This window comes from uncultured Porphyromonas sp., from assembly GCF_900541275.1.
In the GTDB taxonomy this organism is placed as follows: Bacteria; Bacteroidota; Bacteroidia; order Bacteroidales; family Porphyromonadaceae; genus Porphyromonas_A.
Map to the genome: position 1 here is coordinate 95,161 of NZ_UQJH01000005.1, position 13,428 is coordinate 108,588.

At 58.5% G+C, this 13,428-nt stretch carries 11 protein-coding genes; all 11 read left to right on the forward strand.

Annotated features, from left to right (window positions below; translation table 11 throughout):
- Positions 1–8: 8 nt before the first annotated feature.
- The 11 genes from QZR17_RS04395 (at position 9) to QZR17_RS04445 (ending at position 13,091) form a co-directional block, all read left to right on the forward strand.
- Complete coding sequence (locus QZR17_RS04395) at positions 9–1,397, forward strand: outer membrane beta-barrel protein (RefSeq protein WP_297128114.1); 1,389 nt, start codon at positions 9–11, stop codon at positions 1,395–1,397.
- 386 nt (positions 1,398–1,783) lie between these two features.
- Positions 1,784–3,694, forward strand: a complete 1,911-nt coding sequence (locus tag QZR17_RS04400; RefSeq protein ID WP_297128117.1) for a U32 family peptidase — start codon at positions 1,784–1,786, stop codon at positions 3,692–3,694.
- A gap of 121 nt (positions 3,695–3,815) precedes the next feature.
- Positions 3,816–5,972, forward strand: coding sequence for a hypothetical protein (locus tag QZR17_RS04405; protein WP_297128118.1), 2,157 nt, complete (start codon positions 3,816–3,818; stop codon positions 5,970–5,972).
- Positions 5,973–5,976: 4 nt separating this feature from the next.
- Positions 5,977–6,561 (forward strand): DUF4112 domain-containing protein, encoded by a 585-nt coding sequence (locus QZR17_RS04410; protein ID WP_296158947.1) that lies wholly within the window; start codon positions 5,977–5,979, stop codon positions 6,559–6,561.
- A gap of 111 nt (positions 6,562–6,672) precedes the next feature.
- Positions 6,673–7,767, forward strand: coding sequence for an aldose epimerase family protein (locus tag QZR17_RS04415; RefSeq protein WP_297128121.1), 1,095 nt, complete (start codon positions 6,673–6,675; stop codon positions 7,765–7,767).
- 33 nt (positions 7,768–7,800) lie between these two features.
- The gene (locus QZR17_RS04420; protein ID WP_297128124.1) at positions 7,801–9,219 is read left to right on the forward strand and encodes an MFS transporter; all 1,419 of its coding nucleotides are present in this window, start codon (positions 7,801–7,803) and stop codon (positions 9,217–9,219) included.
- Between the two features lie 6 nt (positions 9,220–9,225).
- Complete coding sequence (gene galK, locus QZR17_RS04425) at positions 9,226–10,392, forward strand: galactokinase (RefSeq protein WP_297128127.1); 1,167 nt, start codon at positions 9,226–9,228, stop codon at positions 10,390–10,392.
- Between the two features lie 203 nt (positions 10,393–10,595).
- Positions 10,596–11,243 carry a 50S ribosomal protein L25 gene (locus QZR17_RS04430; protein WP_297128130.1) on the forward strand — a complete coding sequence of 216 codons (648 nt, stop codon included), beginning with the start codon at positions 10,596–10,598 and terminating at the stop codon, positions 11,241–11,243.
- An 89-nt stretch (positions 11,244–11,332) separates the two neighbouring features.
- Positions 11,333–11,956, forward strand: a complete 624-nt coding sequence (locus QZR17_RS04435) for a DUF3109 family protein (RefSeq protein ID WP_297128133.1) — start codon at positions 11,333–11,335, stop codon at positions 11,954–11,956.
- Complete coding sequence (gene pth / locus QZR17_RS04440; protein WP_297128136.1) at positions 11,949–12,560, forward strand: aminoacyl-tRNA hydrolase; 612 nt, start codon at positions 11,949–11,951, stop codon at positions 12,558–12,560. The genes QZR17_RS04435 and pth overlap by 8 nt, the downstream gene beginning before the upstream one ends.
- 18 nt (positions 12,561–12,578) lie before the next feature.
- Positions 12,579–13,091, forward strand: a complete 513-nt coding sequence (locus tag QZR17_RS04445; RefSeq protein ID WP_070464060.1) for a S4 domain-containing protein — start codon at positions 12,579–12,581, stop codon at positions 13,089–13,091.
- The last annotated feature ends 337 nt before the right edge of the window (positions 13,092–13,428 follow it).

Here is a 13,428-nt window from a genome sequence, read left to right on the forward strand (position 1 = left end):
ATACTTTTATGGCACAGGCAAGCTGTCACTTCTATAATAGTCCGGACAGAGGCCACCGCCAGCGCATTTATGAAACGGGCAAGCCTACATATTACGCTTTGACCGAACCTACAGAGCATTATTTCTCGCCAACGATAGATTTATTCTTTAGGCGCTATTTTAAGAAAAATCGCACATTGACCTTCAATTTAGTAGGTACCATGTACGACACGAAATATGGATATAGCTTTAAGACCTTTGACAATGAAGATTTTGACTTGCCGACATCACAATATGGCTACGATACAGACGGCAAACGCTATTCCCTTATAGGTGACGTCAAGTTTAGCCAGCCTTTGGGCAAGTCCAGCTGGACCTCTGGCGTCAGTCACCTGCAGGGCTATACCAAAAATAAATATACAGGGACTTCCGACATCATCAATGATATGCACAACAGCAGCACCTATCTTTATTCCCAGATTTCAGGAAGATTCAGCAACTTACGTTATATGCTTGGTTTAGGAGGAAGCTATCAATATTATTCGCAAGGGACAGAGAGCTATCATTACTTCCTTTTACGCCCATCTCTAAGTCTCAGCCACCCTTTTCTGGACAAGGGAAACATACGATATGTCTTTAATATATCTCCCAATGCACCATCCTTGGCTAATCTGAGCAATAACAGACAGCAGTCAAATGAATACGAATATCATGTAGGTAATCCTAACTTGAAACCTTACAGCAGGTATACACAGACGCTGACCCTTTCTTACGAGCATAAATACTTCTATACTGAAAACACAACGGGGTACACGTATAGCCGGAATCCTATCTTAGAAGAAATAACGAGACACAGTGACGCAAATGGGAGGACATGGTTTGACTTAGGCTATGAACAGCAGAAGTCAGCAGCAGACTTTTGGAATTATACAACTGTTCAACTCTATATAATACCCAATGTTCTGACTTTGGATGGCGGATTTTCGTACCTGCTATCTCGTTACGTGGGAAATAATTATACCCACGACTTCCATCGCCTATGGGGATATGTTGGCTCGAAACTTTTTTTTGGCAAATGGAGCTTTAGAGCTTCTTGGTCTGCAAAGGAAAGAAACTTTAGAGGAGAAAGTGAGAACACCACCGGCCAGAATATAGAAGCGCAAGTGAATTATAAACTGAGCCAAAACCTCTCCATTGGTCTTTATGGCTCTCATCTATTCCTGAAAAATGGATCTACCTTCGGGGAGGCAACGCACTCGCAGTTCATCAAGAAAGATCTAACTGTATATATTCCGGAGTGGGGAAATATGATCTCTTTGAATCTGACATGGAATCTTTCACGCGGACGTAAATATCAGTCAGATCAAAAGGGTGTATGGAATCGAGACAGCGAAACGGGCATATTTAAAGGTAAGTAATGGTTGTGTTATTGGGGTGGCAGAGGTAGAGCTGGTCGAAGTGCTGCAAGGGTAGAGGGGGGGATTTAGGTTCATTCTCTTTATTCACGGCAGGTATCATAGCCTCGCCCACCGTCCGTCGCAATACAAGCCGCAGCGACCCGCCACCGCGCTGGTCTCAATGTGGGCGGGGTTTACCAGGTCGGTCACGAGGATAATCACGTGTAGACGTAGTCGTTGCCCAGTGCCTCCATCTTGGTGAAGTGCATGGTCTTGGTCAGTGCTTTGCTCCCAATTCCTGCTCTGATGCCCAAAGTTACCCATTTTCGCCTCGTTAACTCACCGCATCGAGTTTCATGCTGAATTCAGGGGGGCGAACTGAGGGGAGGAATGGGTACCTTTGTGCCATGAAGAGAAGCATCGAAATACTGGCACCCGCTTCGTCCCTCGAGAGCGGGCGGGTGGCTCTCTCGGCAGGGGCGGACGCAGTCTATATCGGGGCACCGAAGTTTGGCGCGCGCGCTGCCGCCGGGGTCTCTCTCGAGGACATTGCGACGCTCACCCGAGAGGCACACGAGGTGGGCGCACGGGTCTATGTGGCGCTCAATACGATCCTGACGGATGAGCAACTCCCCGAGGCGGTCTCGCTCGCATGGGATCTCTATGGTGCCGGTGCCGATGCGCTGATCATACAGGATATGGGGCTGCTGATGGAGAAGTTGCCTCCCATCCCCCTCCACGCCAGTACGCAGTGCCACAACGACAGCAATGCCAAGCTCCGCACCCTCGAGGCGCTGGGCATGGAGCAGGTGGTGCTCCCGCGAGAGGTGAGCACGGCGGACCTGCCGAGCCTGCTTGACGGGGTAGGGATGCGGGTGGAGAGCTTTGTTCACGGAGCCCTCTGCGTCTCCTACAGCGGGCGCTGCTTCATCTCCGAGGCGTGCCGTGGCCGCAGTGCCAATCGAGGTGCCTGCGCACAGTACTGCCGCATGAGCTACGACCTGGAGGATGCAATGGGGCGAAAACTTCTCACCGGGCAACACCTGCTGTCGCTGCGGGACCTCAATCGGACCGAGATCATCGAGGAGATGCTCGACCGGGGTGTCTCGTCGCTAAAGATCGAGGGGCGGCTAAAGGACATCGACTACGTCCGCAACGTGACCGCCCACTACCGTCGAGTGGTGGATGAGATCATCAGTAGACGCAGTGAGGAGTACTGCCGCAGCTCGTGGGGCGAGACGGAGCTTACCTTTGCTCCACGACCGGAGCAGACCTTCTCCCGCCGCTTCACCGCCTACAATACCCCACTGCATACGCCGATCCCGACGGAGAGCATCACCCCCTATACCAATAAGAGTGTCGGGGAGGAGCTCGGCACGCTCACTGAGTGTCGGGGACGGGAGATGGTGCTGCAGCTCCGCGATATGGGGACTGAGCTGAGTAATGGCGACGGCCTCCTCTTAGTCTCCTCTGATGAAACAACGACAGCCGGTGCGCTGGTCAATCAGGTGACGCCCCAGGGCGATGGGACCTACCGGCTGAGGCTCTCCGCCTCGGTCGAGATGACGCCAGGTGCGACGGTCTTCCGCAACCTCAATCATCGGCTGGACCGGCTCCTGAGGCGCGATGATGCCTCGAACCGAAAGGTCCAAATAGGTATGGAGTGCGAGGCGACGGAGCAGGGGATTATCCTCCGTGCCTCTGTGGCCGAAGCGCCCTCCATAGCGGTGGAGGTACAGAGGGAGATGGCCCTGGAGCCGGCAGAGAAGGATCCCACAGCGAGACTCATCGACACGCTCTCCAAGCTTGGCGACACGCCCTACAGGGTCGAGCAACCTGAGCTGAGACTTCGGGGGCTGTACCTGCCGCCCTCCGTGGTGACGGAGCTGCGGAGGGAGCTTGTGGAGCGACTGAGGGAAGCCTGCCGGAGGGTGATGGTCGAGGAGCGTGACCACCGGGGTGAGCGGCTTCGGGAGTGGCGGAAGGACTTCCTCAGTCGGGAGCACTCTCGGGAGGAGTCCGGTCTGCCGGAGAGCCTTGACTTTACCTACAACGTCGCCAACCGGCAGGCAGAGCGGCTCTACCGCCGTCTCGGTGTAGAGGGAGAGATCGCCCCCGCTATGGAGGTGGCGATGCCGGAGGGGTCGGTGCCGGTGATGCAGACCCGTCACTGCCTGCTTCATCGGCTGGGCTACTGCACCCGGGAGGGCAAGCGGCCACCCTTTGCCCTGCCCCTCTACCTCGTCCGTGGCCAGGAGCGCTCCCGCATCACCACGGACTGCCGCGCCTGCCAGATGACCCTCTGGCTCGACCGATAGAGATCCGGGTAGGGTCCCTCCGGCGGAGAGGATCCACTGAAAAGCGTTACATTTGAGCAGTCGGGTGGGCGGTGTCGCTCACGGCTGTTTTTTTATATGTACCGAAATTCTCTTTTTTTCTATGTCCGATATCGATCTGCAGCGTCTCTACGAGCGCATCAAGTCTATTGCTGACCAATTGGTCGCCCGGGACGACCACTTTACCCGTGCCGACCTCGCCTATGAGCTGCGGGGTGACGGCATCTCCGGGGACTCGTCCGAGGTGAGCCGGCTGGTCTGGGAGGCGTATAGGTCGATGGGCGACGACCCCCACATCCGGGAGGCTTTCCTCAATAACAGCAGCAGCAAGAGCCTCGTCGATGAGTACCGCATCATCGACCTGATCGAGTCGAGCGAGAGCGCCAAGGCGGTGAGCGTGGTGACGAAGCTGCTTGAGGAGGGGAAGAGGGCTATGGACCGGGTACTCCTGCAGGTGGACGAGGCGTCCCGAGACTACCGCCCGGGTGTGAAGCCTCAGCTCTCTCAGCAGGCGGTCGATACCATCGTCGGCACCGCCGGCATCAAGACGATCCAGGCGGAGTCGGAGGATCTCCTCCGGCGCTATGCCGGTCTGGTAGAGGCATATAAGGAAGCAAAAGGGGATATCAAGGGGGCCATCACCGCCTATGGTGAGCTGCGGGAGCAGGTCCTCTACAGCTATCGGGAGTGGGTGGCGCTGCTGAAGGATCTCTTTGGTGATCGGATCCATAGTGTGGCGCCGGAGCTCTTTGACTTTGATAAACTTCGCTGGATCGATGTGGACAAGATGTACGGCCGGGCGAGGCTCTCTTATGACAGCCTCTCGGGGCGTGCCTCGGAGCTGCTCAGCTCTATCTCGGAGGACTTCCGCTCCAGCATCTCCGACTCGGTGCGGGACTACAGCCACTCCTCCGGTCGTCGCTTTGCCCTCGTGATGGCGGCGGTCAATCTCGTCACGCACTACAGCAAGACGGTCGGCGACACCGCACGACTGAAGGGGCAGCTCCTCGACCTCCGGAGCGATGTGGTGCGGGATGCCTCCTCGATACAGGCGGATATGGCGCGGTTGGTAGAGGTGTATCGGACGATAAACGACCTCTACCTCTCGAGGGCGGACCTCTTCTATCAGTATGGGGAGAGCGTCTTCTCGGGTGAGTGGAGGGCGCTGCGGGAGGCGCTCTACTCTGATCCCGAGGTGAAGCAGATCGTCCACGAGCGGGAGGAGATCCATAAGCATATGAGAGGGCTGGAGGAGAAAATGCTCGACGCCCGGCTCAATATCACTTACTATAAGGATCAGGTGGAGACGACAAAGGTGCTCCTTGACTCGCTGGAGGGGCGCTACCAGGAGGCTCTACAGGCTAAGCCAAAGGAGCCGAATTGGTTCCGCCGTATGGTCACCTTTGGTAAGGCTAGCGAGAGCTACGGCCGAGACCTCACCGAGTGGGATAAGTACGATGGAGAGATCGTGCGTAAGTACGAGGAGCTGAGAGTTGACCTGAGGGTCTTCGGCGAGGAGATCGACTCGCTACAGCGCATCTACGATGAGTCGCTCAAGGAGTACCACCAGTCGCGTATGGACGCCGGTGACCTGACGGAGCATATCCATGAGCTGCAGACCCTCTCACCGACGATGCTGAGCGATGCGGCCGCCCACCTTACTCCGGTGCTAAAGCTCCTCTCCATCGCTCGGGACATCATCGAGAGTCCGCTGGAGGATCGCTTAGTGGCTCCTCAGTCTCTCAGGGAGCTGGAGCAGTCCCCGCTCCCTGCCGAGATGACGGAGCGGATCGATCGCCTCCGGCAGCGCCTGCAGGGGGTGGAGCAACAGGCGGCGCCGGTGATCGCAGAGAGGGTCTCTCACTCTGTCACTCCCTCGAGACCGGCCGACCCTCGGGATGAGCAGCGTGCCCGCCAGCTGGCTCAGGTGGCGGCAGCCCGCTCGCGTGTCGCCGCTCAGCGGTCGGCGGCAGCTGTCGATGAGCTCCTCCTGCTGCGGCAGAAGGAGGTGGCGAGTAAGGTGACCGAGGACCACTACCGGCGTGAGCTGGAGCGGATCCGTGAGACCTTTCAGTATAATATGCGGCAGATCGATGATAAGTCCGCCTTCCTTGCTGAGGTGAGGCGCCGTGTCCACACCGACCTGACCGATGAGCGTGTCCGTGAGGACCTGTTGCTCCTCGCCGGAGAGGGCAAGCAGGACCTCGGGCCGGACGACCTCCGTAAGCTGCTCAGCGGCGAGGCGACTCTGGACGTATAAGGCGATGCACGAGGGACGACGAGAGCAGTTGCGGCGTCAGCTCCGGCTGACTGACCCCGAGGAGCAAGCCTCTATGGATCGCGCTCGGGCGGAGGAGGCAGCGCGCCATGCGAGGAAGGAGGAGCGCCAGCTGGAGCTCCTCAGCGACCGCGACTACAGGATCATCCTCTGGGCGGATAGGTATATGGACCGCTACGGGATCGATGCACTCATCGGCCTCATCCCCTATGCGGGCGACGTGGTGGGCTTCCTCTTCGTGATCCCCGGCCTGAGACTCTCGACCCGCAAGATCAAGTCCCTCCCGCTGACGCTGGCGATACTCTACAATTTTCTCATCGATGCCTGCGTCGGGCTGGTCCCCTTCATCGGTCCGGTGCTGGACTTCCTCTTCCGAGCCAATAGCCGGACCGCCAAGCTGGTTCGGGGCTTTGTCGAGGATGACCGCGAGACGATCCGTGAGGTCAATCGCCGAGCCCGCTACTTCGTCGTGGCCATCATCGTCTTGATCCTCCTCATGGTCCTCTTGGCCTACCTTTTCCTCCTCTTTTGTCGCTGGCTGATCGAGCTGGGTGGCGGTGGTGTACAGTAAATTATTTGCTTATCGGTGGGGTGTAAGGGTAAAAAAGTGTACATTTGATGACGGAATATCGTCCGGGAGGGTTTCTCTCGGCTCATGCACCACTCCAACCAATGCTTACGTATGAACTATTATAGAAAGCCTGTCGCGATAGACGCAGAGAAATTTGACCGCAACCTCTGCGGTCATCCCACCCACCTCTACTGCCTCACCAATGGGGCCGGGATGGAGATGCTGGTGACCAATTATGGCGGCAAGATCGTCCAGCTGCTCGTCCCCGACCGAGAAGGCAAGCCGGTAGATGTCGTCCTCGGACACGACAGCCTTGATGACTACCTCGGGACGGAGGAGCAGTACTTCGGCTCTATCATCGGTCGCTACGGCAATCGGATCGCGAAGGGGAAGTTCACGCTTGATGACATAACCTACCGCCTCAGGATCAATAATGGTCCCAATAGCCTCCACGGCGGACCCACCGGATTCAACTTCCGTGTCTGGGAGGCCGAGCAGAGGGATGACGCCACGCTCGTGCTGCGGTACACCTCTGCAGACGGCGAGGAGGGCTTCCCGGGAGAGCTGGAGGTGGAGGTGACCTATAGCCTCACGGAGGATAACACCCTCGACATACGCTACAGGGCGACTACGACCAGGCCGACGGTGGTCAATCTCACCAATCACTCCTACTTCAATCTCTCCGGGGAGGGCGACCCCTCCGTCCACGACCATATGCTGCGGCTCTTCGGGTCGAAGTACCTCCCGACGGACGACACGGCGATCCCCTTCGGCACCGCTGAGGCTGTGGAGCGGACGCCCTTTGACTTCCTCGACTGGCACGAGGTGGGCGAGCGGATCGACAGAGAGGAGAAGCAGCTCCTCCAGGCGCGTGGCTACGACCACACCTGGGTGCTGGATAAGGAGCCGGGTACCTTCGGACCCTGCGCCATCTGCTTCTCTCCCAAGAGCGGCATCTCCATGGAGGTGCAGACCGACCAGCCCGGCGTGCAGATCTATACCGCCAATTGGCTCACCGGCAATATGAGGGGCAAAGGCGACAGCCGCTATCCCGCCCGCTCAGCGATCTGCTTCGAGACACAGCACTTCCCCGACTCGACCAATAAGCCCGACTTCCCCTCTACGGTCCTCCGCCCGGGAGACACCTACGAGAGTCGGACCACCTTCGCCTTCTCCACCGTGGAGATACAGGACGAGGAGCTCTGACCATACGCTTACTAACACTTTCCACAATATCTTATGACTAAAACGTACAATCAGACGAAGCCCAATTACTTGGTGCCCTTCATCATCATGGTGGTGCTGATGGCTCTGATCGGCCTGATCACCAACCTCAATCAGCAATTCCAGGCCCCGATGCAGGCCGCCTACCTCATCAAGGGAGGTAGCATGACCAATACGCTGACGACGGCGCTCAATTTCGCCTTCTTCCTCGCCTACTTAGTGATGGGTCCGATCAGTACCCGATATATCGAGAAGAATGGGTACAAGAAGTCACTCATCCTCGGTCTCGGCATCCTGATCGTTGCCTTTGCGATCTATATGTGCTCCGCCTGGTGCTTCGACAGCTTTGACCTGCCTCGCTTCTCTGACGCGATCAGTGAGGCAAAGTCTATCGAGGAGCAGGGCAGTATCGCTGCCATGCAGGCATCTGCGGCTGAGACGGGCAATTTTGTTATAAATACCGCCAAGTCCGGTGACTTCACCGGTCTCACCTGGCAGGGTCCCGTAACCCTTCCGATCGCTTACTGGATCTTCCTCATTGCCGCCTTTGTCGCCGGTACGGCACTCACCTACCTCCAGGCTGTGGTCAATCCCTACCTCGTCGCCTGCGATGTCCCCGGCACCACCGGTGTACAGCGGCAGAATATCTCCGGTACCGGTAACTCCCTTATGACCACGCTCGGCCCGCTCTTCGTCGCCTACGTGATCTTTAGCGGAAAGAGCGGACTCGAGGTCAATATCACCTCCCTCTACCTCCCGATCATCTGCCTGATGGTCCTCGTGGCGGTGATCGTCTTTGCCCTCACCCGCATCAATCTCCCCGAGATCGAGGGTGTCTCCTCGGGTGACGAGAAACTCCCCGATAGTGTCTGGTCCTTCCGTCAGCTCTCACTCGGGCTGGTGACCCTCTTCTTCTACGTCGGCGTGGAGGTCTGCGTGGGTGCCAATATCGTCCTCTATGCGATGAATGACCTCGCCATGGCCGCCAAGCTCGGCGCCACGCTTGCCTCCTTCTACTGGGGTGGTCTGCTGGTCGGTCGCTTCGTCGGCAGCTTCCTCAGCAAGGTGAGCGCCCGCACGCAGCTGATGATCGCCGCCCTCGCCGCGCTGATCCTCGTGATCCTCGCTATGGTGACGGAGAATCCCTACTTCCTCTGTGCCATCGGTCTCTTCCACTCCGTGATGTGGCCCTCCACCTTCACCCTCGCCCTCAATGGCCTCGGTCGCTACACCTCCAAGGCATCCGGCATCCTGATGATGGGCTGCTTCGGTGGTGCGCTCCTCCCTGTGATCCAGGGCGCGATGGCTGATGGTATCGGCTGGAATATCTCCTGGATCCTCGTCGCCATCGGTGAGGCATGGATCCTCTTCTACGCCCTCTGGGGGTGCAAGCCCAATAAGACCGACGTCCCTGCCACCCACACTGCAGCCTGAGTCCTTATGAGAAATAGAGAAAAAGTGAGAGCTGCCTTTGGGCAGGCCTTTGACCACACAGACGGGGTGTGCCTCTACTTCGCCCCCGGCCGGATCAATGTCATCGGTGAGCATACCGACTACAACGGAGGCTTCGTCTTCCCCGGCGCCGTCGATACCGGTATCATGGCGGCAATCCGTCCCAATGGTACCGACCGCATCAACGCCTTCGCCATCGACCTCGACGAGAGAGCTTCCTTCGGTCTCACGGAGGAAGAAGCCCCCGAGGAGCAGTGGGCGCGCTACATCTTCGGTCTGAGCCGCGAGATGCAGAAGCTCGGAGTCCCGGTCAGGGGCTTCGACACCGCCTTCTCCGGTGATGTGCCGCTCGGGGCAGGTATGTCCTCCTCCGCTGCTCTCGAGAGTTGCTACGCCAGGGCGCTCAATGAGCTCTTCGGTGACGGCAAGGTGGACGACTTCGACCTCGCCATCGCCGGGCAGATGACCGAGCACCACTATGTGGGTGTCAATTGCGGGATCATGGACCAGTTTGCCAGCGTCTTTGGCAAGGAGGGGCACATCATGCGCCTCGACTGTCGCTCGCTGGAGTACGAGTACTTCCCCTGGGAGCCTGAGGGCTACCGCCTCGTCCTGATCGACACGGTGGTGAAGCACAACCTCGCCTCCGGAGCCTACAACCAGCGCCGTGCCTCCTGCGAGCATGTGGTCAAGGCTCTCCGCGAGGCCTATCCCGACCGCAAGATCGAGTATCTCCGCGACGCTGACCTCCACATGCTGGATAGCATCCGGGACAAGGTCTCCGCTGAGGATGCGCTCCGGGCCGAGTACGTGATCGAGGAGATCGATCGTGTGCTGGTGGTCTCCGATGCGCTCAAGGCGGGGGACTACCCCACCGTGGGTCGTAAGATGTACCAGACCCACTGGGGCCTCTCAATGAAGTACGAGGTGAGCTGTGAGGAGCTGGACTTCCTCGTACTCGAGGCACTTCATCACGGCGTCACCGGCTCACGTGTCATGGGTGGAGGCTTCGGTGGCTGCACGATCAATCTCGTCCGCGAGGAGCTCTACGACAGCTTCATCGCCCACGCCACCAAGGCGTATGAGGAGAAGTTTGGTCACGCACCCAAGGTCTACCCCGTCATCATCGGTGACGGTGCTCGCCGCTTAGAGTAAGGTCGGCGAATCGATCATCCCTCTATGGAGAGAGAGTCCTACCCGGGCTTTCTCTCCTTTTTTTGCCCAAAGGGGGAGTCGGGGGGGTCGTTATGTGAGAGGAAATCAGTATCTTTGCGTGCTTTTCTTATGGAAAAGGCCTATCAAGGTGTGATGGGAAATTAGGAAGAGCTAATTTTGAGTAACACAACTAATAAGCAAGTATGAAGACGTACAGTCTAAGTGCCACTCTCCGCAAGGAGGTGGGTAAGAAGGCGACCCGCGACCAGCGTCGCCAGGGTCTGATCCCCGTAGAGATCTATGGTGGTGAGAAGAATCAGAGCCTCCTCGTATCCAAGAAGGATGTGCGCAACCTGATCTACTCCCCCGATGTGCACACGGTCGAGCTCTCTGTAGAGGGTGGCGACAAGGTGATGTGCATCGTGCAGGACCTGCAGTTCCACCCCGTCACCGACGAGGTGCTGCACATTGACCTCCTCCAGATCTCTGAGGATAAGCCTATCGTGGTCAATATGCCCATCGTCCTCGATGGATTCGCGAAGGGTGTCCGTGCCGGTGGTACGCTGATCACTCGTATGCGCTACCTCAAGGTCAAGGGTCTCTATACCAATATCCCCGATCGTCTCCACATCGACATCACCAATATGGGTGTTGACCAGCCGATCCAGGTACGTAGCCTGAGCTTCGACAACCTCGAGCTGCTCAACGCCGGCAACGCCGTTGTCGCCACCATCAAGTCCTCCCGTGAGATGGCCGCTATGGCTGCTCAGATGGAGGCTGAGGAGGAGGTTGCAGCACCCGCTGCTCCCGAGGCTCCGGCTGAGGAGGCTGCTGAGGGCTCCGCAGAGTAAGCTACCCACGCCCCTCCCTCCCGCACTATATGCAGGAGACGACGGGTCGCAAGATCTAAGGAGAGTCACCCCGTGCCGGCATGGTAGGGATGGCTCTCCTTTTTTTTATGGCAAAGAAGAGTAAATACCTCGAGGTGGGAGAGATCCTCGTCAGTCCGGAGGTCATCACCGAGTACTTCGCGTGTGACCTCGAGGCCTGCCGGGGCGCCTGCTGCGTGGAGGGCGTGGAGGGTGCTCCCGTCGCGGAGGAGGAGAAGGAGCTCCTCCTGGAGACACTACCCCGGGTGATCGACACCATCCCGCCTGCCAACGTCGATTATATGACGACCCATGGCGTGCTCTACAGCCCGGCTCCGGGAGCCTGGGCGACGATGATCGTCGACGGCGGGCGGTGCGTCTTTACCTGCAATGAGGAGGGCGAGTGCTGCCGCTGTGCCTTCGAGAAGTGCTTCACCGAGGGGTCGCAGTCGCTCTTCTACAAGCCAATCTCCTGCCACCTCTACCCGGTGCGTACCCGGCGGACCGATGCCGGGCGGACGATCCTCTACTACGACGTCTGGTCGCCACTCTGCGATGCAGCGGTGGCACGGGGACAGCGAGAGGGAATTCGGATCTACCGCTTCGTCCGCTCCGCACTGGTGCGCGCCTACGGAGCCGAGTGGTACAGCCGGCTGGAGGAGGTGGCAGATCATTATCTATCAAGTCATGAGTGAGTCAAGCAAATACCTGATCGTGGGGATCGGCAATCCCGGCCCCGAGTACCGTGATACGCGACACAACGCCGGCTTCCGCGTCCTCAGCGCGCTGGCGGAGGAGGGTGGTGTCGCCTTTGAGGACAAGCGCTACGGCATGGTCGCCCAGATGAGGGTCAAGAATAAGATCCTCATCCTCCTCAAGCCCTCCACCTACGTCAATCTCAGCGGTGATGCCGTCCGCTACTGGATGAAGAAGGAGAATATCCCGCAGGAGAACCTCTTTGTCGTCGTTGATGACCTCAATATCCCCTTTGGCGAATTTCGCATCCGCGCTCAGGGTAGCTCCGGCGGGCATAACGGTCTGAAGCACATCGAGGCAACGCTGGGGAGTGCGAAGTACGCCCGTCTCCGATTTGGCATCGGCTCCCACTACGCCAAGGGGGGGCAGATCGACTATGTCCTCGGCTCCTTTGACGAAGAGGAGGAGGCTCAGTGGCCCAACCTCGCCATCCTTGCCGCCGAGGTGATCCGCAGCTTTGCCCTGCAGGGCATCGAGCGGACGATGAATACCTACAACGCCCGCACCAAGGACGAGACGCACAAGAAGAGCCATCATCACTAAGAGAGAAAAAATCGACCCATGGAAGACCTACGTATAGACCGCTGGCTCTGGGGCGCCCGAGTCTTCAAGACCCGCTCCATAGCCGCCAAGGCGTGCAAGATCAATCGTGTCACCCGCGATGGCGTCTCCCTCAAGCCCGCCTCCAAGGTGAGGGTGGGCGATCGCATCGAGGTGAAGAAGCCGCCGATGACCTTCTCCTTCGAGGTGGTGGGGCTCCCCAAGGCTCGCGTGGGAGCCAAGCTGGTGCCCGAGTATCTCAAGAACGTCACCCCACGGAGCGAGTACGAGATCCTCGAGACGATGCAGGCCGCTTATCGCCAGGGGCGGGCGCGGGGCACGGGACGCCCGACGAAGAAGGAGCGGCGCGATCTCGAGCAATTCATGGACCCGACGCAGTATATCCCCGACTGGCTCGATGACGACGATCCCGAGCTGAGTGAGGATGCTGCGGACGCTGAGACGGACGACCTCGAGCAGCTGGAGCGCGACGAGCAGGAGATGCTCGACGACCTCGGCTTCTGGGACGACTGACCTTGTAGCTCTCCGATACGGCCCTGGAGAGAGATTTCACTAATACCGATATTAGGTGCGCCTAATATCGGTATTAGTGTTTTCTTTTATCGGTATTAGATTATTGCCCCTTTTTTGAGGCGCGCGCTATCTTGTGGGACGAGTCGGACGGTGCGAAAGGCGAATGTCCGGCGGGTGGGCTGGACGGGACGCAGGGCACCCCGGAGGGGTACCTTTTCCTTGGCTGTAACCCGGGGTCTTCGAGGCTATGCCTCTTCGACCCCGGGCGAAAAGACGGCTACCCTACGCCTACCGGGGGATTTTCTTAACTTTGTGGCGGGTAGTGGATTGGGCCACT

What these genes read in the sequence shown, in the direction of transcription:
- QZR17_RS04415 (WP_297128121.1), top strand. Translation starts at nt 6,673, where the DNA reads ATGAACTATTATAGAAAGCCTGTCGCGATAGACGCAGAGAAATTTGAC.
- QZR17_RS04400 (WP_297128117.1), top strand. Translation starts at nt 1,784, where the DNA reads ATGAAGAGAAGCATCGAAATACTGGCACCCGCTTCGTCCCTCGAGAGC.
- QZR17_RS04420 (WP_297128124.1), top strand. Translation starts at nt 7,801, where the DNA reads ATGACTAAAACGTACAATCAGACGAAGCCCAATTACTTGGTGCCCTTC.
- pth (WP_297128136.1), top strand. Translation starts at nt 11,949, where the DNA reads ATGAGTGAGTCAAGCAAATACCTGATCGTGGGGATCGGCAATCCCGGC.
- QZR17_RS04395 (WP_297128114.1), top strand. Translation starts at nt 9, where the DNA reads ATGGCACAGGCAAGCTGTCACTTCTATAATAGTCCGGACAGAGGCCAC.
- QZR17_RS04405 (WP_297128118.1), top strand. Translation starts at nt 3,816, where the DNA reads ATGTCCGATATCGATCTGCAGCGTCTCTACGAGCGCATCAAGTCTATT.
- galK (WP_297128127.1), top strand. Translation starts at nt 9,226, where the DNA reads ATGAGAAATAGAGAAAAAGTGAGAGCTGCCTTTGGGCAGGCCTTTGAC.
- QZR17_RS04445 (WP_070464060.1), top strand. Translation starts at nt 12,579, where the DNA reads ATGGAAGACCTACGTATAGACCGCTGGCTCTGGGGCGCCCGAGTCTTC.
- QZR17_RS04410 (WP_296158947.1), top strand. Translation starts at nt 5,977, where the DNA reads ATGCACGAGGGACGACGAGAGCAGTTGCGGCGTCAGCTCCGGCTGACT.
- QZR17_RS04435 (WP_297128133.1), top strand. Translation starts at nt 11,333, where the DNA reads ATGGCTCTCCTTTTTTTTATGGCAAAGAAGAGTAAATACCTCGAGGTG.
- QZR17_RS04430 (WP_297128130.1), top strand. Translation starts at nt 10,596, where the DNA reads ATGAAGACGTACAGTCTAAGTGCCACTCTCCGCAAGGAGGTGGGTAAG.